Source organism: Streptomyces sp. NPDC058619, assembly GCF_042717785.1.
Taxonomy (GTDB): Bacteria; Actinomycetota; Actinomycetes; order Streptomycetales; family Streptomycetaceae; genus Streptomyces.
In genome coordinates, this window is sequence record NZ_JBHXQN010000003.1 from 233,254 (window position 1) to 250,243 (window position 16,990).

The following is a 16,990-nucleotide window of genomic DNA, read 5'->3' on the forward strand; positions in this document are numbered from 1 at the left end:
CCGGGCCACCGCGGCGCGCAGCAGCGCCTCGGACAGGCCGGGGTGCGGGGCCACGGCCCCGACCACCGACGCGTCCCGGTCGAGGCAACCAGGCGGTGCTGGGGACGCGGACGTCCGACGTGGTCGTCGACCAGGTCTGCTACACGCCGCTCCAGGCGGCCGTCGCCCGCCGGGTCTTCGCCGGCCGGACCGGACGCTACGTCATGACCTCGACCATGGAGGTGTACGACCCCGCCACCCTGCCCGGCCCGGCGGACCCGGGGCGGCGGGTCCCGGTGGAGGAGCCCGCCGGCCCGGGGTGGACGCCGTCCCCGGCCGCGCACCCGTGGTGGGACCCGGGGGAGGTCGGGCGCCGGCTCGGGCCCGCGCGGGCGTACGCCGAGGGCAAGCGGCAGGCCGAGGCGGTGTTCCTGTACGAGCCCGCCCTCCCGTTCGCCGCGGTACGGGTCGCGCACGTCCTCGGCGGCGGCCCGGCGGACTTCACCGGGCGGCTGGCGCACTACGTGGAGCGGATCGGCTCCGGCACTCCGGTGGCGGTCCACGAGGCCCCGTACGCGACCTCGTTCATCCACCACCTGGAGATCGCGGAGTTCCTGCACTGGGCGGCGGAGGGGGAGTTCAGCGGGCCGGTCAACGCGGCCTCGCACGGCGCACTGGACGTGACCGCGCTGTGCGAGGCGGTCGCGGAGCGGCTGGGCCGACGGCCGCGGTACCGGATCGTCGGGCACGGCGCCGACGCCTCGCCGTTCTCCTTCGACCGGGCCTACGCCATGGACAGCGGCCGGGCCGCGGCCCTCGGGTGCGCCTTCGGCCGGACCGCCGACTGGCTGCCGACCGCGCTGGCCGAAGCGACCCGCCCTGCCTGACGTCCCCTGCCCCGTACCTGCCCCGGACCTGCCCGGGACCCCCTGCCCCGGCCCTCGGACTTCCAGCCCCGATCCCGGCTCCAGGGGCACGTCCTGGAGGACAGGGGCGTGTCCTGGGGGGCGTGGGCGTGCTGACGAGGACGCCGCCAGCGATCACGGCAGGGGCGAGGCGGTCTCCTTGCGGCGGTCGAGACGTCCGCCACCGCGCTCCTCGCCCTCTGCGCTGACGAGCGTGTGCGCCTGTGCGCGGCTGTCGTGCCCGATGGCGACCGGCGCCGTCACCTCCGGTCCGGGACTGCCGCAGGGCGCGGTGGGGGTCAGTGGTCGCCCGGGCGGCGTTCCAGAGGGGTTGCTACCGCTGAGTTGCTCACACTGAAGGTCACGCTGCCGGCCCTGTAGCGGTCGTCGGACCACTCGATGGGGCGGGCGGCCGACGTCGCCGAGACGTGCCGTTGGCGCAAAAGCGGGCTACCGCGCCGGATCCCCAGGAGGCGGGCGTCCTCGCTGCCCGCCGCGAGGGCGTCGATGAGGTGCTCGCCGTAGTGGGCCACCACCCCGGAGTCCTCGGCCAGGGCGTCCATGACGGACCGGCAGTCCGCCGGCATCGCCTCGACCGCCGCCGCGACCCAGTCGGCGTACGCGGTCCGCTCCACCATCACCGGCTCGCCGTCGAGCAGGCGCAGCCGCAGCACGGCCAGGATCCCGGTGCCCGGCGCCAGGTGCAGCCGGTCCGCCTCCTCGGCCGTGGCGGGCCGGCGGACCCGGGACAGGAAGCGGCTCCCTGCCTCGTGCCCGACCCCCTCGGCCCACTGCGCGAAGCTGTTCAACTCGCCGAAGCTGTGCCGCCTCTCGTCCCGCAGGACGATCCGCCGCGCCCCCTGACGGGAGCCGATCAGGCCCTCCGCGGCGAGCGTGGCGACCGCTTGGCGGATCGTGCCGCGGGAGGCGGACCAGTGGGCCGCCAGATCGCTCTCGGAGGGCAGCTGTCCGCCCACCGGGAGCTCGCCGGAGGCGATCGCCCCGCGCAGCGCGGCGGCGATCTCCAGGTACCGGACCGTGCCCATGCCGTTCGCTCCCTCATCGCGGTGTGTGCCGGGTGCCGGGATCGCGGACCCCGGCCCCCGGTCCCTCCATGATCAGTCCAGCAGCTCCGGGCACGTCTGCTTCCGGCCATTCTCGTCTCTTCCCCGAGTCGTGCTCCCGGCGACGGGCGCCGTTCACCGTCCGTACAGCGGGCCCGGGCGAACTGGAGCCAACTTGTTCAGACAAGTGAACGACCCCCTTTTGGATCTGTCTCCGGGAGAGACCGTGCTCAGTTCCTCCGCCCGTCGCGGTGCGGCCGTACTGCTCAGTGCCACCGTCCTCACCACGCTCAGCGCGTGCGGCGCCGCCCCCGACCCGCAGCCCGCCGGTGCCGCCGGCGACGCGAAGAACGCGAAGCAGCCGGGCGCCGCGACCTCCGCGGCCGACTTCGGTTCCGTGGAGGCCCTCACCGCCGCCGCGCAGAAGGAGGGCCAGCTGAACGTGATCGCGCTGCCCCCGGACTGGGCGAACTACGGCGAGATCATCAAGGCCTTCGAGGCCAAGTACAAGATCAAGGTCAACAGCGAGAACCCGGACGCCTCCAGCTCCGACGAGATCGCCGCCGTCAAGTCCCGCAAGGGCCAGAAGCGCGCCCCCGACGTACTGGACCTCGGCATCGCCTTCGCCCGCAGCGGGGCCGCCGAGAACCTCTTCGCCCCGTACAAGGTCGCCGCCTGGGACAAGATCCCCGCCGGCCAGAAGGACGCCGACGGCCGCTGGTACAACGACTACGGCGGCTACGTCTCCATCGGCTGCGACGCCGCCCGCGTCCCCACCTGCCCGCAGACCTTCGCGGACCTGCTCAAGCCCGAGTACAAGGGCAAGGTCGCCCTCAACGGCAACCCCACCAAGTCCGGCTCCGCCTTCGGCGGCGTGTACGCGGCCGCACTCGCGAACAAGGGCTCCTTCGCCGACATCCAGCCCGGCATCGACTTCTTCGGGCAGCTGAAGAAGAGCGGGAACTTCATCCCCGTCGAGTCCACCCCGGCCACCGTCGAGAAGGGCGAGACGCCCATCTCCATCGACTGGGACTACCTGAACGCCGGCTACGCCGAGCAGTTCAAGGGCAAGGGCGTCGACTGGAAGGTCGCCGTCCCCACCGACGGGGTCTTCGCCCAGTTCTACTCGCAGGCCATCAACAAGGAGGCCCCGAACCCGGCGGCCGCCCGCCTGTGGATGGAGTTCCTGTACAGCGCCGAGGGCCAGAACCTGTGGCTGAAGGGCTACGCCCGCCCCGTGCTGCTGCCCGCCATGACCCAGGACGGCACCGCCGACAAGGACGCCGTCGCCAAGCTCCCCCAGGTCCAGGGCACCCCGGCGTTCCCCGCGTCCGAGGAGCTCGACAGGGCCAAGGCCGCCCTCGCCGAGAAGTGGGACAAGGCCCTCTCCTGATGTCCGCCACCTCCACCACCCCCCACCCGACGGGGACCGCCGGCGGCACCAGCCGCCGCCGGCGGCGCGGCCCGCGCACCTGGCTCGCCGCCCTCCCCCTCCTCGCCTTCACCGGCCTGTGCTTCGGGATCCCGCTCGGCGCCATCGCCTTCGGCGCCGTCACCCGCACCGACCCGGCGACCGGCGCCACCGCACTGACCGGCGAGCACCTCGCCCGCTCCCTCCAGGGCCCGTACCTCGACTCGCTCGTCGGCAGCGTCCAGCTCTCCGCCCTCACCGCACTTATCGGCGGAGTCCTCGGCGTCGTCATCGCCCAGGCCGTCGTCACCTCCGGCTCGGCGGGACTGCGCGGCGCGGCCCTCACCGCCTCCGGCGTCCTGGCCAACTTCGGCGGTGTCCCGCTCGCCTTCGCCTTCATCGCCACGGTCGGGATCTCCGGGGTCGTCACCCAGCTCGCCGACCTCGCCAGCCTCGGCTGGAACCTGTACTCCTTCACCGGACTGACCGTGGTCTACCTGTACTTCCTCACCCCGCTGATGGTGCTGGTGATCGCCCCCGCCCTGGACGGACTGCGCCCCCAATGGCGCGAGGCCGCCCAGAACAGCGGGGCCACCGGCGGACAGTTCTGGCGCCACGTCGGCCTGCCGGTGCTCGCACCCTCGCTGCTCGGCGGGTTCGTGCTGCTCTTCGGCACCGCCTTCGCCGCGCACGCCACGGCGGCGGCCCTCGTCGGCGGATCCGTACCGCTGGTCACCCTGAAGATCGCGGACGCGCTGTCCGGCAACGTGCTCACCGGCCAGGAGAACGTGGCGCTCGCCCTCGGCCTCGACATGATCCTGATCGCCGGCCTGGTCATGGCGGTCTACCTGCCCCTCCAGCGACGGAGCGCCCGATGGCTGCGATGACCCCGACCGCCGCCCGCACGACCCCGGTGGCCGACGCCGGGGCCCCGGCCCCGCGCCCCGCCGCGCTCCGGGCCCGGCGCCGGCCCCGCGTCTGGCGCGGCGCCGTACTCGCCCTCGCGGGCGCCTACTTCGTCCTGCCGCTCCTCGCCTCCTTCGTCTTCACCGTGCACGTGCCCGGGCAGGGCATCTCCTTCGAGGCGTACACCGGACTGCTCGCCGCCGACGGCTTCACCGGGAGCCTGCTGCTGTCCCTGGGCCTCGCCACCGCGACCATCGCCCTGTCCCTGCTGCTCGCGGTGCCCGCGCTGGTTGCCGTACGCATCGGCTCCCCGCGGCTGCGGCCGGTCGTCGAGGTGATGTGCATGCTGCCGCTGGTGGTACCGCCGATCGCCCTGGTCACCGGGATCACCACCGTCCTGCGCTGGGGCCCCGAGCACCTGTCGCGGACCCCGCTCTACCAGACCTTCCTGGCCGTGCAGAACGAGAGCTTCCCGGTCGTCCTGGTCCTCGCCTACACCGTGCTGGCCCTGCCGTTCGTGTACCGCTCGCTCGACGCCGGACTGCGCGCCGTCGACGTGCCGACCCTGGTCGAGGCCGCCCGCAGCTGCGGCGCGAGCTGGCCGTACGTCGTCCTGCGCGTCCTCCTGCCCAACCTGCGGGCCGCGCTCGCCGGAGCCGCGTTCCTGACCCTCGCCCTGGTCCTCGGCGAGTTCACCATCGCCTCCCTCCTCGGCTTCCAGCCCTTCGCCGTCTGGATCGTGTCGATCTCCGGAGCCCAGGCACGCATGTCGGTCGCCGTTTCCGTCCTCAGTCTCCTCATCACCTGGCTGCTGCTGCTCGCCCTGTCCCGGGCGGGCACCGCCCCGTCCACGGCCGCGGCGACGCCCGCCACCACCTCCCGCAAGGAATCCTGAGCCCATGTCCACCACGCCCACCACCGCCCCCGCGGCCGGGAAGCCCGCCGACTCCGCCGCGCCCGCGGGCGCGCGCGTCGAGTTCCGCGCCCTGCGCCGGGCGTTCGGCTCCACCGTCGCGCTGGACGGCCTCGACCTCACCGTCGAGCCCGGTGAACTCCTCGCCCTGCTGGGCCCGTCGGGCTGCGGGAAGACCACGGCCCTGCGCGTGGTCGCCGGCTTCGAGCAGCCGGACTCCGGCGAAGTCCTGGTCGACGGGCAGGACATCACCCGCGTCCCGGCCAACCGCCGTGACGCCGGGATGGTCTTCCAGTCGTACAGCCTCTTCCCGAACCTCAGCGCCCGCGACAACGTCGCCTTCGGCCTGCGGGTCCGCAAGGCCGGCGCGGCACAGCGCCGCGAGCGCGCCGCCGAACTCCTCGACCTGGTGGGGCTGCCGGACCACGGCGACCGCTACCCGCACCAGATGTCCGGAGGTCAGCAGCAACGCGTCGCACTGGCCCGCGCCCTGGCCCTGCGCCCGCGCGTGCTCCTGCTCGACGAGCCGCTCTCCGCGCTGGACGCGAAGGTACGGGCGAACCTGCGCGAGGAGATCCGCAGGCTCCAGCTGTCCCTGGGCATCACCACCGTGTTCGTCACCCACGACCAGGAGGAGGCGCTGTCGATGGCCGACCGCGTCGCGGTCCTGAACGCGGGGAAGCTGGAGCAGTGCGCGGCCCCGGCCGAGCTGTACGAGCGCCCCTCGACGCCGTTCGTGGCCGAGTTCGTCGGCACCATGAACCGGCTGCCCGGACGGCTCACGGGCTCCGGCCTCGTGGAGGTGGCGGGCGTACGGCTGCCCGTGGACGGACCGGTGCCGGCCACCACGGAGGTCGAGGTCCTCGTACGCCCCGAGAACGTGACGGCGAGCGCCGACCCCGACGGCGACGCCACCGTCGTCTCCGCCTCCTTCTTCGGCTCCGTCACCCGGCTCCACCTCGAACTCCCCGGCGGCGTCCGGGTCAAGGCGGACCTGCCCTCGCGGGACGCGGGAGACCTGGCGCCCGGCACCCGCGCCGCCATGGGCCTGGCCGAGCGGCCGGTGCTCGTCGTGGCGGGGCCCGCGTGAGCGCCCTCGGAGCGGTCCTGTTCGACATGGACGGCACGCTCGTCGACACCGAGGTGCTGTGGTGGCGGACCACCGAGGAGATCGCCCGGGAGCTCGGGTACGCACTGAGCCACGCGGACGCGCCGGAGGTGGTCGGCCGGGCGGTGGGGGACACCGCCGCCCACCTGGTACGGGCCGCGGGCGCGGGCGACGCGGCCGAGGTCGCCGCCGCGCTCACCGGGGACTTCTTCCGCCGGGTCGACGCCGGGGCGCCCGTACGCCCCGGAGCTCGGCGGCTGTTGGCCGCGCTGGAGGCCGAGGGCGTGCCGTTCGCGCTGGTCAGCGCCTCGCCGCGGGTGGTCGTGGACTCGGTGGTGGGCGGTTCGCTGGCCGACGTCCCCTTCGCGTTCACCGTGTCCGCCGACGACACCGGGCGCACCAAGCCGCACCCGGACCCCTACCGGGCCGCCGCCGCCCGGCTGGGCCTCGCTCCCGGGCGGTGCGTGGCGGTGGAGGACTCGCCGGACGGCGCCGCCTCCGCGGAGGCCGCCGGGTGCGGGGTCCTGGTGGTGCCGTCGCTCCTGGCGGTCCCGGCGTCGGCGGCGCGGACCTTCGCCAGCTCGCTGGAGGAGGTCACCCCGGAACTGCTGCGGCGGTGCCTGGAGGCGTCGGCCCGGGGATGAGCCGCCGGACGGGCCGGGGACCGGGTGCGGCCGGTACGCTTCGGCGCCCTTCGGTAGGTGCGGCGCCCTCGGGTACGGTGCGGCGCCCTCCCGTCCGGGGCGGTCCGGTCCGGCCCGGTTCAGCCGCCCCGCCCCCGTTCCCGCCCGCCCCGCCGGCCGTGGCAGGCTGGGCACGTGAACCAGGCACCGCCACCGGAACCGGCCCCGCCGGCCCCCGGGCGCAGGGGGGCGTCGCCGAGCGGTCGGCGCGCTGGTCGCGCGGATGCCGCCGGACACGGTCTCGTACTCCGAACAACTCGCGTTGACGCGTCGACCTCGTCGGCGGGCCCGTGCAGGGTGCCGATGGAACGGTTGTTGAAGCGGATCTCGCGGATGCGCCCGAGCGGGTCCACGTCGATCAGCGGCCGCTCGGCGCGCAGCTCGGCGCGCAGCTCGGTGTGCGCGTCCGCGAACACGAACTCCACGGGGGTGCGGGCCAGTACGGCGAAGGCGTGCGGGTCCTCCGCACGCAGCAGCGCGGCGGCGTGGAAGCCGTCCACGAGCCCGGAGTCACCGCCGGGTGCCCCGTTCAGGCAGTGCAGCAGGTGGAGCGTGGGCACGGGGTCCCGGTAGGGGTTGTCGGTGTGCGGGGCGATCCCGGCGCCGGTGAAGGCCAGGTCGGTGGGAGCCGCCTCGACGCGCACTTCGAAGAGCCGGCCGTAGTTCGTCTCGCGCACGAAGCCGAACGTCCGGGCCACGTCGAGCACCGCGCGGTCCCGGGTCGGCACGCCCCGCAGCAGCGCGAACCCGAGCCGCGCCACGCTCTCCAGTACCTCCTCGCGAACCCGCGGACCACTCCCGTACGCCTTCCAGCCGGCCTCCGGCACGCGCCCGCGCAGGTCCGCCGCGGCCCACAGCTCCTTGTCGGCCTCGGTCCGGCCGTCGCCCCGGGCATGCTGGCAGCCCCCGGTGACGGCCAGGTGGCTCCGGGGGAAGGGCGGGGGCGGGAGGACGGGATCGGGCCGCGCGGGCGTCCGGAACCGGAACGCGGGGGCGGTCGTCTGAGACCCCGTGTGGACGAAACGAAGGATCCTGGCGCTGCTGTTCGCCCTGCTCGCGACCCAGCTGGGCTCCCTGATCAGCCCGGCGTACGCCTGCGGCTGCGGGGCGATGGTGCCCGACGGGCAGTCCCGGATCGGGGTCGACCGGGAGACCTCGGTGGTGCGTTGGGACGGCCGTACGGAACAGATCGTGATGCGCTTCACCGTCGGCGGCGACGCCCGCCGGGCCGCCTGGATCATGCCGGTGCCGGGGCGGGCGACGGTGGAACTGGGGGACGGGACCCTGTTCGGCGAACTCGCCTCGCTCACCCGGCCCGAGCGCCGGGCCCGCGGCTACTTCTGGCCGCGGGACTCCGACTGGCCCTTCTCCTCGGGCCGCGGCGACAGTGCGGGAGCCGCGCCGCCGGGCGGCGACGGGACGGGGGTCGGCGTCGTCGGCCGCGAGCAGCTCGGCGACTTCGACGTCGCCCGCCTCACGGCCACCGACCCCAGCGCCCTGCAGAACTGGCTGGAGGCCAACGGCTTCACGCTCTCCGACCGGCTCGCCGCCGAGGTCAAGCCGTACGTGGACCAGAAGTGGGAGTACGTCGCGGTGCGGCTCGCCCCGCGCCGGCCGGACGCGGTGCTGCGCGGCGACCTGGACCCCCTGAAGATCCGCTTCGACAGCCCGCGGCTGGTCTACCCGATGCGGCTGTCCCGCCTCGCCCGGACCCCGCAGTCCCTCGGCCTCTACGTGCTGGCCGACCACCGCATGGAACCCGCCTCCCGCATCGGCGGCTCCGCCCCGGAGGTGACGTTCGCGGGCACCGTCTCCCCGAAGGACGGCCCGCTCGCCGAACTGGCGGGCACCGGGCCGGTGTTCCTGACGGCGATCGACCAGCGGTTCCCGGACCCGTCCCGCATCGACGCCGACCACGAACTGCGCGCCGCGCCCGCGGACACCCCGTACCGGCGGGTGATCCACCACGACGAGCTGCTCACGGTGTGGGGCGGCATCCCGGTCTGGCTCCTGACCATCGCTGTGGCCCTGGTCCTCGCGGTGGCCGCCTTCACCGGGTCACTCCGCCTTCGCCGCCGCCGCGCGCGCACGGGGACCTGACGCCGGCGGTGTCGGCCGGTGCGGAGCCGCCTGCGGCCCCCGGCACCGGGGGCCGTGCGCGTCCGCGTTACCTTGCTGTTCTCGTATCGGGACCGCCCGGGACGCAGTCCGCGTCCCGGAGGCCCGTTTTCGTCAGCGCAAGGGTGACACGTGCACAACCACAAGCCCGCGGTACGGGCCGTCAGCGGCCGCAGCGGCCGTACCGTCCGCATCGCGTCGGCCGTCGTCCTGGCGCTCGGCCTGCTCACCGGCTGCTCGGCGGAGTACGACGCCGACGACATCGCGTACGCCGGGGACTACAGCAGCCATCCGCCGCTGTCCGTGGTCGGGTTTCCGTCCACGGGCACGTTGGGGATCACCCAGCAGGTGGTGTGGCGCATCGCCGACGGCAAGCCCGGCGAGCTGGCGTCCCTGGCGGACGACGCACCGGACGACGGCGCCGCCCGCAAGACTGCCGAGAACTGGATCGCCGCGTTCGGCAAGGGCGCCCGGGGGAAGATCACCGCGGAGTTCTACGACGAGGGTTCGTACCGGCAGACCGTAGTGCTCTACCTGCACGGCACCGGTCAGATCAAGGAGATCTACGTCCTGCCCGGGACCATCGAGCACCATGACGGCTGGCGGGTGAGCATGGCCGAGCCGGACCTCGCAGAAGCCACGGCGGTCGGGCCCTGGGTGCCGAAGACGCCCGGCGAGCTGGGGTCGACGATGATCCGGTGACCGATCCGGTGACCGATTCGGTGACCGATTCGATGAGCGATCCGGTGAACCGAACCGGCTCCGGACGGGCCCGTTCACCGTGCGGCGGGTGCCGGGCCGGCCGGCAGCAGCCGGGCGGCGGTGACGCGGTGCAGGTGGATGACGACGTCGTGCGCGGACGCGAGGGCGACCGGGTACTCGGCTCCCGAGGGCCCGGTGTAGACGGTGCCGATGCTCCGGGTGGTGCGGGCCGTGGCGAGCCACGTTCGGGCGGCGAACGGGGCGCTGCGCAGGTCCAGGACGTAGTCGCGGTGGCCGACCCGGTCCAGGACGTACTCGTTGCTGCCGGGCTGCGCCGGGCCCACGGTGTGGCGGCGCACCTTCCCGTCGTCACCGGTGGCGTTGAACGAGCCCCGGTCGAAGGTGGTGCCGATGCTCACGTAGCCCGTGCCCAGCTTGTCGCGCAGGAAGCTGCCCTGCACCTTCGGGTACTGCGCCGGGTCGCGGGTCTCCAGGGCCAGGTGCGCGTTGTGCGCCGACAGCAGCACCTTGTCCCCGGTGTTCTTCTGCCACCAGTCGACGTTCTCGGCCATGACCGAGTCCCGGTAGCGCATGCAGGCCGCGACCTGCGCGGGGTCGGCGAAGTCGAAGGCGTAGCCCCTGGCCGTCTGGTCGATGGCGGTGGCGTGCTGCACGGCCCAGGCGTACGCCTCCCCGTCGGCCCCGGCCCCGGCCCCGGCCCCGTTCCCCGGGTTCTGCTGCCTGAGGAGGGTCAGTGCGCGCCCGGTCCGGTTCGCCATCTCCTGCCGCTCGGCCGGCGGCTTCGTCAGGTACGCGTTCATGTAGGCGTCGGCGGAGGTCGTCGGCCGAAGGCCGTCGTACAGAGCGGTGAGCTCCGGCAGGAGCGCGGGACGGGTCCGGGCGACGAAGTCGGTCACCTGGTCGTAGAGCTCCGGGCCGGCGTAGGCGAAGTCATCGCCCATGAACTGCACGGGATCCCGCGGGTGTTGGACGTTGTACGCGCGCATCCACCGCAGGAGGCCGAGGTACTCGTCGGTGTTCCACCAGGCGTACGTGTTCTGGAACTCCTCGCGCATGATCTGCCGGGCGTCGCCCCTGCCGTGCAGCACGTAGTCGTTGAGCCGCAGCCCGGTGCTCCAGCTGCCCTCCAGGGCGAAGGTGCGGAAGCCCTTCTCCTCGACGAGGTAGCGGAAGACGCGGTGTTTCATCGTGAGGAACTCGTGCGAACTGTGGGTGGCCTCGCCCAGGCCCACCACCCGGGCGTCGCCCACCATCCGGCCCACGGGGCGCAGGTCGTCCACGCCGCCCGTGGGCTCGGTGGTGCGCAGGGGGTGTGCGCCCCGTTCCAGGGCGGGCACCGGCGACACCGCCGGGGACGGGGGAGCGGCGGCGAGCACCGCCCCGAGCGTCAGGAGCAGAAGGGCGGAAAGTGCGGGAGTGCGTCGTCTCATGCCCCCAGCCTCGTGTCCGACGCCCACCACCACCATGATCCAAACCCCCGGTCCGGGGGTGGGGCTACCTCCACCTCCCGCCCGGACGCGAGGTGGGGGTCGGGCGCACGAGGTGCACGTCGGGCCGGTGTTCGCGATGCAGATCGCCGCCCCGCGGCTCGCGTCGTCCTTGACCGGGACGGTGATCGTGTCGTCGGCCTTCCGGGGGAATCCGCGCGCGTTCGACCGTCCAGCTGCCGCGTCCCGGCTCGCGGGGTTCAGTCGGCAGGGCCGGAGGCGGCGAACGCCGCTTCCGGGCGCGGGACGTAGTCCACGGGGTCCTGGCTCCAGCAGCCGCTGTCGTGGCCGCCGCGGCAGAGACAAGGTCTGAAAGGGTTCTCGGCTTTTGCTGGCTGGAATCCAGGCCGTGCCGTGGTGTCGTCGGGTCGCCGTGCGCCCACGGTTCGGTCGAGTGACACGGGCGGCGGGGGGTTCGGACGGCCGGGACGTCGGGCACCCGCCGTCGCGGACTGCGGCCGTTCGGTGGGTCCCGCCCGCCGTCCCCGCGATCCGGCCGGATCCGGACCGTGCCGTGACCGCCCCGACGTATCGTCGTGCCGTGCCCGCTACGGACGGCGGGCGGCGTGGTCGGCGAAGGGCCCGGGGGCCCACCGCGGGCCCCCGCCCGGAGGTGTCCGTACCGGCCGGCCCCGACGAGGAGGAGCGCCCGTGCCCGTTCCGATGATCATCGACTGCGACCCCGGGCACGACGACGCCCTAGCGATCATGCTGGCCGCCGCCGATCCCGCCGTCGACCTGCTGGCCGTCACCACGGTCGCCGGCAACCAGACGCTGGAGAAGACCACGCTCAACGCCCGCCGGGTCTGCACCCTCGCCGGGATCACGGACGTCCCCGTCGCGGCCGGGTGCGACCGGCCGCTGGTCCAGCCGCTGGCCGTCGCAGCCGACGTACACGGCGCCTCCGGCCTGGACGGGCCGCGGTTCCCGGACCCCACCGTCGACGTGGTCCCGGAACACGCGGTGGACCTCATCCACCGGATCCTGACGGACCACCCGGAGCCGGTCACCCTGGTGCCCACCGCCCCGCTGACCAACATCGCCCTGCTGCTCACCCGCTACCCCGACAGCGCCGCCCTCATCCGCGAGATCGTCCTGATGGGCGGCTCCACAGAGCGCGGCAACCGCACGCCGGCCGCCGAGTTCAACATCCACACCGACCCGGAGGCCGCGGACATCGTCTTCCGCAGCGGAGTCCCCGTCACCATGTGCGGGCTCAACGTCACCCACCAGGCCCTGGCCACCCCCGAGATCCTGGCCCGCTTCGAAGGCCTCGGCACCGAACTGGGCGACACCTGCGCCGGACTCCTCGCATACTTCGCCGCCGCCTACAACCGGCTGTGGGGCATGCCCCACCCGCCGCTGCACGACCCCGTCGCGGTGGCCCGGGTCATCGACCGGTCGATCGTCGGCTGCGTGGAGGCGAACGTCACCGTCGAACTGCACGGGCGGTACACCCGTGGCGCCACCGTCGTGGACCTCCACCGGTACCTGGACCGCCCGGTGAACGCACAGGTCGCCGTCACCCTCGACGCCGACCGCTTCTGGGACCGCATGGTCGCGGCCGTCACGGCCCTCGGCTCCCGCAGCACCTGACCGGCCGGCCGGCCGGCCAGCCATCCAACCCGCCGAGCCGACCGCCCGAACCGGCCCCGAACCGGCCCCCGTCGCCCCCGTCCGCTCAGCCCGCGACGGGGTACATCAGGCCGCGCCGCCCCTCCGGAGACGTCAGCCACTCCAGTTTCGCGGCCGTGTCCGTGCCCGGCAGCGGGGTGTGGAGCACGATCGACAGGTCGGGTCGGGCCGGCACGCGCAGCTGGGTCGACTCGACGTGCAGCGTGCCCACGACCGGGTGCTCCATCTCCTTCCGGAGCTGGCCGCCGGGCCGTACGTCCCGCTGCTCCCACAGCGCGGCGAATTCCGGGCTGCGTTCCTTCGCCTCCGCGACGACCGTACGGAACCCCTCGTCCCGCGGGTGCTCCGAACAGGCCGCCCGGAACTGGGCCACGACCTCGCGCGCCACCTCCTCCCAGCGCGTGGAGCGGAGCCGGTAGATCGGATCGGTGAAGAAGGCGACCAGACAGTTCTGCACGGTCTCCGGGCGCATCCCGAGCACCAGCGCGGCCGCCTCGTTGTACATCACCGTGTTCCAGTACACGTCCATGATGTGCGCGGGGTAGGGCATCCAGGCGTCGATCAGCCGCTTCAGGCCGTGGCACATGTCCCGGTCCCCGGGGGCGACCTCCAGGGCGGGCGGGTTGAGGCCGGCGAGCACGTACAGGTGCCGCCGCTCGGCGCTGGTCAGCTTGAGCACCCGGCCGACCGAGTCCAGGACCTGCGCCGACACGGTGATGTCGCGCCCCTGTTCCAGCCACTGGTACCAGGACACCCCGACCCCGGCCAGCACGGCGACCTCTTCGCGCCGCAGACCGGGCGTGCGGCGCCGCGCTCCGCCGTCCGGGAGCCCGGCTTCCGTCGGCGTCACCCGGGCCCGCCGGCTCATCAGGAACTCCCGCAGTTCAGCCCGGCGGTGCTTGTCGATCGGTGTCGCCACGAAGTTCCCCCTGCCGGCCCCCTGGTGGTGCCACCAACAGGATAAGTTCCCACTCTCCACGGGCATTCCCGCGCCGTGAAGGTGGGGCCATGGCGACCGACACACAGACGACAACCACCGCTCCGCACACGGCGGACCCCGGGGGCCACCGGCTCTCCGGCCGGGCCAGGCTGGTCCTCTTCGTACTCTGCGCCGCCCAGTTCATGGTGGCGCTCGACTTCTCCGTACTCAACGTGGCCCTGCCCGTCCTCGGCAAGGACCTGGGCCTCGGCCGGTCCGCCCTGCAGTGGGCGGTCACCGCCTTCGCGCTGCCGTCCGGGGGCTTCCTGCTCCTCTTCGGCCGCATCGCCGACCTCTACGGCCGCAAGAAGCTGTTCCTGACAGGCCTCGCGGTCTTCGGTTCGGCCTCCCTGCTCGCCACCTTCGCCTGGGACCCGGCGTCCTTCCTGACCGGACGCGCCGTCCAGGGACTGGGCGCGGCGATCATCGTGCCGACCGGCATGTCCCTGCTGACGACCACGTTCCCCGAAGGCCCCCTGCGCGACCGGGCACTGGGCATCTCCGGCACCCTGCTGTCCCTCGGCTTCACCGTCGGCATGCTGCTCGGCGGGGTCATGACCGACACCCTCGGATGGCGCTCGACTATGGGGCTGCTCGCGGTCGCCTCGGTGATCGTGCTCCTCCTCGCCCCCGGACTGCTGCCCGAATCGCGCACCCCCGAGCGGCCGCGGCTGGACGTACCCGGCGCCGTGACCGTCACCGGCGGACTGCTCGCGCTGATCTACGCCCTGTCGACGGCCGCCCAGCGCGGTTTCGGAGGGGCGGACGTCCGGATCACGCTGGCCGCCGGGCTCGTGCTCCTCGCCGCCTTCGCGGTGGTGGAGGCGAAGGCCGAGGCCCCGCTGGTCTCCCTGCCGATGCTGAAGCGGCGCACGGTCGCCTGGGGCAACATCGGAGGCCTCGTGACCTTCTCGATGATGTCGACGGTCGTCTTCGTCCTGACCCTCTACCTCCAGGAGACCCTGCACCTGTCCGCCTTCCGGACCGGTTTGGTCTTCGGCGTCCAGGGCATCGCGTCCGCCGTCGCCGGCACGTACGCCCCCACCCTCATCGGCCGCTTCGGCGCCCGCCGCACCCTCGTCGGCTCGCTGCTCGGCCAGGGCGTGTTCATCGCCGCGCTGCTCGGCGTGGGCACGGAGTCCGGCGCCCTGCTGGCGACCGTGGCCGTATCGCTGGCCAGCATGTTCCACCTCGGAGCGATCATCTCGTACGGGGTCACCGTGACGAGCGGGGTGCCCGACGGGGAACAGGGCCTGGCCACCGGCCTGGTCACCACCACCCAGCAGGTCGGCATCACCATCGGCATCCCGCTGCTCGGCGTCCTGGCCACCACGCAGGCGTCGCTGCTCGACGGCGTGCGGACGGTGCTGGCGATCGACGCGGCCGTCGTGCTCGCCGCCGCGCTCCTGGTGGCGATCGGACTCGGCCGACGCAAGGCGTGAGGTCGGGGCCGCGGGCCCGAGCGGCCCCGGCCCCACGGGCCCACCGCCCCCCCCCGTGACCCGTATCACGGCCAGCGGAGGGGAGGGCCCGCCCCGTGGCCGGGCGAACCCGCCGCTGCCCGGCGGGTCCGGAAGACGGACGTGCGCCGCGCCGCCGACGGCGCAGGGCACGACCTGTGGCCGGCGCGGTCGGCGAGGAGCCCCTCCGCCGCTGCGCGGCCACGTCACGGATGCCGCGTCAGCACCAGGGCACGACGGTGTAGTTGTGCACGTACCGGGCCGACACCCAGCCGGTCGGCTGGCCGTGCAGCCGGTACCAGACGTTGTTGCCCTCGACCCACTTGGCCTGCACCTGGCAGGACAGCCTGACCTTCTCCCACGGGCGCAGGGAGCCGACCACGCGGGCATTGGTGGTGGCGTTGGCGCGGACCTTGACGCCGGCCGAGCTGACGACCAGGCCGTCGGCGTACGGTACGGCCGCCAGCGCGCCCCCGGCGAAGAGGACGGCCGAGGCGGCGGCCGCCGTACCCGCCACAGCGATCCTTCTGAACATGCGCATCTGCGTCTCCCCAACCTCACGACTCACCGGCGCGCATCGAACGCGGCCTTGGGAACGACCCTGCGCCGCCGTTCCGCGGACGGCCGTCCGGCACACCGCACGGTCCCTCGAACGGCGGAGCGACCGGACCGGGGCGGGGCGCCGGCGGTTCACCCCCGGCACACCGCCCGTGTGCCCACGGCGATGCCGCCCACCAGTACGGCGAGGGCGCCCCAGAAGACCGGGGGCGACCACATGAGGACGTCCGGACGCGGGCGACCCTCAGGCTGTAGGAGGTGGTGCAGCTCTCAGCGCCGCCGGTGAAACGACCGAGCGCGGCGGCGAGGGCGATCAGCCCCCGCAGTCAGTGCGGCAGCCCGCTGTCGCACCAACCGCCCCTCGAACCCGTGGGTTTCACCCGACGTGGTACCCGGTCGTACGGCCGCACTTGCGGTGCCCGGCCCGCCGCCGCGGCGGCGGGCCGGGCGGCGGTCAACGGAGCGACGCGCCGTACACGTGGTCGACGGCGATCGTCACCAGCACCCTGCGGTCCGACACCATGACGGACCGGTACTCATCCCAGTCCGGGTGCTCGCCGGCGGCCAGCCGGTAGTAGTCCACCAGGGCCTGGACCTCGGGACCGTGCGGGTCGGTGCCCGGCCCGACGAGCGTGACCGTGCCCTCGGCGGTGGCCCACGTCCAGCCGTCCGGGCCGGTCACCTCCAGCGCGGCGCGCGGGTCGCGGCGCAGGTTGGCGGTCTTGGCGGTTCCCTCCGTCGTCGACACCCGGATCAGCCCGGCGGCCCGGTCGTACGACGGCAGGACGGGGGACAGCTGGGGGCGGCCGTCGGACTTCAGGGTCGCGAGGACCCCGAGCCGGCTGCGCGCGAGCAGCTCGTGCGGGTCGAAGGGCGCGCCCGCAGTGTCCGCGCTGCTCGCAGCGCTCACCGGGTCCGTCGGGTCCGTCGGGTCCGTCGTGTTCGTGGTGTCTGCCATGTGGGCCTCAACCCGGGACCGGACGCGACGTATTCCGGCAACCGGCGGCCGATTCTGCGGAACCGATTCTGCTCCGGGTCGTTGATGGATTGGGTGCACTCGC

The 16,990-nt window shown here is 73.9% G+C and carries 17 protein-coding genes; 10 read left to right on the forward strand and 7 right to left on the reverse strand.

Annotated features, from left to right (window positions below; genetic code table 11):
* The first annotated feature begins 95 nt into the window (after positions 1–95).
* Positions 96–866 carry a reductase gene (locus tag ACFWTC_RS05090; protein ID WP_384026211.1) on the forward strand — a complete coding sequence of 257 codons (771 nt, stop codon included), beginning with the start codon at positions 96–98 and terminating at the stop codon, positions 864–866.
* 153 nt (positions 867–1,019) lie between these two features.
* Here the strand turns inward: ACFWTC_RS05090 and ACFWTC_RS05095 are convergent, their stop codons facing one another.
* Together ACFWTC_RS05095 and ACFWTC_RS05100 are read right to left on the reverse strand one after the other, a co-directional pair.
* Positions 1,020–1,148 carry a hypothetical protein gene (locus ACFWTC_RS05095; RefSeq protein WP_383919437.1) on the reverse strand — a complete coding sequence of 43 codons (129 nt, stop codon included), beginning with the start codon at positions 1,146–1,148 and terminating at the stop codon, positions 1,020–1,022.
* A 35-nt stretch (positions 1,149–1,183) separates the two neighbouring features.
* On the reverse strand, positions 1,184–1,930 hold the full coding sequence (locus ACFWTC_RS05100) for a GntR family transcriptional regulator (RefSeq protein WP_383919439.1): 747 nt from the start codon (positions 1,928–1,930) through the stop codon (positions 1,184–1,186).
* A gap of 244 nt (positions 1,931–2,174) precedes the next feature.
* On the opposite strand from ACFWTC_RS05100, the gene ACFWTC_RS05105 reads away from it, so the two are divergent.
* The 5 genes from ACFWTC_RS05105 to ACFWTC_RS05125 are packed head-to-tail and all read left to right on the forward strand — an operon-like array spanning position 2,175 to position 6,930.
* Positions 2,175–3,341 carry an ABC transporter substrate-binding protein gene (locus ACFWTC_RS05105; RefSeq protein WP_383919442.1) on the forward strand — a complete coding sequence of 389 codons (1,167 nt, stop codon included), beginning with the start codon at positions 2,175–2,177 and terminating at the stop codon, positions 3,339–3,341.
* Positions 3,341–4,246, forward strand: coding sequence for an ABC transporter permease (locus tag ACFWTC_RS05110; protein WP_384026208.1), 906 nt, complete (start codon positions 3,341–3,343; stop codon positions 4,244–4,246). Before ACFWTC_RS05105 ends, ACFWTC_RS05110 begins: the two co-directional genes overlap by 1 nt.
* The gene (locus ACFWTC_RS05115; RefSeq protein ID WP_383919564.1) at positions 4,243–5,160 is read left to right on the forward strand and encodes an ABC transporter permease; all 918 of its coding nucleotides are present in this window, start codon (positions 4,243–4,245) and stop codon (positions 5,158–5,160) included. The genes ACFWTC_RS05110 and ACFWTC_RS05115 overlap by 4 nt, the downstream gene beginning before the upstream one ends.
* 4 nt (positions 5,161–5,164) lie before the next feature.
* Positions 5,165–6,268, forward strand: a complete 1,104-nt coding sequence (locus ACFWTC_RS05120; RefSeq protein WP_383919447.1) for an ABC transporter ATP-binding protein — start codon at positions 5,165–5,167, stop codon at positions 6,266–6,268.
* A complete protein-coding gene (locus ACFWTC_RS05125; protein ID WP_383919450.1) occupies positions 6,265–6,930 on the forward strand; it encodes an HAD family hydrolase in 666 nt (221 codons plus the stop codon). Before ACFWTC_RS05120 ends, ACFWTC_RS05125 begins: the two co-directional genes overlap by 4 nt.
* 119 nt (positions 6,931–7,049) lie before the next feature.
* Here ACFWTC_RS05125 and ACFWTC_RS05130 read toward each other — a convergent pair whose 3' ends face one another.
* Positions 7,050–7,796 carry a TauD/TfdA family dioxygenase gene (locus ACFWTC_RS05130; protein WP_383919453.1) on the reverse strand — a complete coding sequence of 249 codons (747 nt, stop codon included), beginning with the start codon at positions 7,794–7,796 and terminating at the stop codon, positions 7,050–7,052.
* 184 nt (positions 7,797–7,980) lie between these two features.
* Here ACFWTC_RS05130 and ACFWTC_RS05135 point away from each other — a divergent pair, with 184 nt between their 5' ends.
* Both ACFWTC_RS05135 and ACFWTC_RS05140 read left to right on the forward strand, forming a co-directional pair.
* A complete protein-coding gene (locus ACFWTC_RS05135) occupies positions 7,981–9,069 on the forward strand; it encodes a DUF2330 domain-containing protein (protein ID WP_383919455.1) in 1,089 nt (362 codons plus the stop codon).
* Between the two features lie 150 nt (positions 9,070–9,219).
* Positions 9,220–9,789 (forward strand): hypothetical protein, encoded by a 570-nt coding sequence (locus ACFWTC_RS05140; protein ID WP_383919458.1) that lies wholly within the window; start codon positions 9,220–9,222, stop codon positions 9,787–9,789.
* A 74-nt stretch (positions 9,790–9,863) separates the two neighbouring features.
* Here ACFWTC_RS05140 and ACFWTC_RS05145 read toward each other — a convergent pair whose 3' ends face one another.
* Positions 9,864–11,240, reverse strand: a complete 1,377-nt coding sequence (locus ACFWTC_RS05145; protein ID WP_384026205.1) for an erythromycin esterase family protein — start codon at positions 11,238–11,240, stop codon at positions 9,864–9,866.
* 708 nt (positions 11,241–11,948) lie between these two features.
* Here ACFWTC_RS05145 and ACFWTC_RS05150 point away from each other — a divergent pair.
* Complete coding sequence (locus ACFWTC_RS05150) at positions 11,949–12,893, forward strand: nucleoside hydrolase (protein ID WP_383919463.1); 945 nt, start codon at positions 11,949–11,951, stop codon at positions 12,891–12,893.
* 85 nt (positions 12,894–12,978) lie between these two features.
* On the opposite strand, the gene ACFWTC_RS05155 is transcribed toward ACFWTC_RS05150, so the two are convergent.
* A complete protein-coding gene (locus ACFWTC_RS05155) occupies positions 12,979–13,800 on the reverse strand; it encodes a helix-turn-helix transcriptional regulator (RefSeq protein ID WP_383919567.1) in 822 nt (273 codons plus the stop codon).
* Between the two features lie 140 nt (positions 13,801–13,940).
* Here ACFWTC_RS05155 and ACFWTC_RS05160 point away from each other — a divergent pair, with 140 nt between their 5' ends.
* Positions 13,941–15,353, forward strand: coding sequence for an MFS transporter (locus ACFWTC_RS05160; RefSeq protein WP_384026202.1), 1,413 nt, complete (start codon positions 13,941–13,943; stop codon positions 15,351–15,353).
* A gap of 238 nt (positions 15,354–15,591) precedes the next feature.
* Here the strand turns inward: ACFWTC_RS05160 and ACFWTC_RS05165 are convergent, their stop codons facing one another.
* Positions 15,592–15,912, reverse strand: coding sequence for an SH3 domain-containing protein (locus ACFWTC_RS05165; protein WP_383919468.1), 321 nt, complete (start codon positions 15,910–15,912; stop codon positions 15,592–15,594).
* A 471-nt stretch (positions 15,913–16,383) separates the two neighbouring features.
* Positions 16,384–16,887 (reverse strand): PPOX class F420-dependent oxidoreductase, encoded by a 504-nt coding sequence (locus ACFWTC_RS05170; protein WP_384026199.1) that lies wholly within the window; start codon positions 16,885–16,887, stop codon positions 16,384–16,386.
* Positions 16,888–16,990 lie beyond the last annotated feature (103 nt).

Excerpts from the sequence above, each read along its gene's own strand:
- ACFWTC_RS05115 (WP_383919564.1), top strand. The coding sequence starts at position 4,243 with ATGACCCCGACCGCCGCCCGCACGACCCCGGTGGCCGACGCCGGGGCC.
- ACFWTC_RS05165 (WP_383919468.1), bottom strand. The coding sequence starts at position 15,912 with ATGCGCATGTTCAGAAGGATCGCTGTGGCGGGTACGGCGGCCGCCGCC.
- ACFWTC_RS05120 (WP_383919447.1), top strand. The coding sequence starts at position 5,165 with ATGTCCACCACGCCCACCACCGCCCCCGCGGCCGGGAAGCCCGCCGAC.
- ACFWTC_RS05145 (WP_384026205.1), bottom strand. The coding sequence starts at position 11,240 with ATGAGACGACGCACTCCCGCACTTTCCGCCCTTCTGCTCCTGACGCTC.
- ACFWTC_RS05160 (WP_384026202.1), top strand. The coding sequence starts at position 13,941 with ATGGCGACCGACACACAGACGACAACCACCGCTCCGCACACGGCGGAC.
- ACFWTC_RS05170 (WP_384026199.1), bottom strand. The coding sequence starts at position 16,887 with ATGGCAGACACCACGAACACGACGGACCCGACGGACCCGACGGACCCG.
- ACFWTC_RS05110 (WP_384026208.1), top strand. The coding sequence starts at position 3,341 with ATGTCCGCCACCTCCACCACCCCCCACCCGACGGGGACCGCCGGCGGC.
- ACFWTC_RS05100 (WP_383919439.1), bottom strand. The coding sequence starts at position 1,930 with ATGGGCACGGTCCGGTACCTGGAGATCGCCGCCGCGCTGCGCGGGGCG.
- ACFWTC_RS05155 (WP_383919567.1), bottom strand. The coding sequence starts at position 13,800 with ATGAGCCGGCGGGCCCGGGTGACGCCGACGGAAGCCGGGCTCCCGGAC.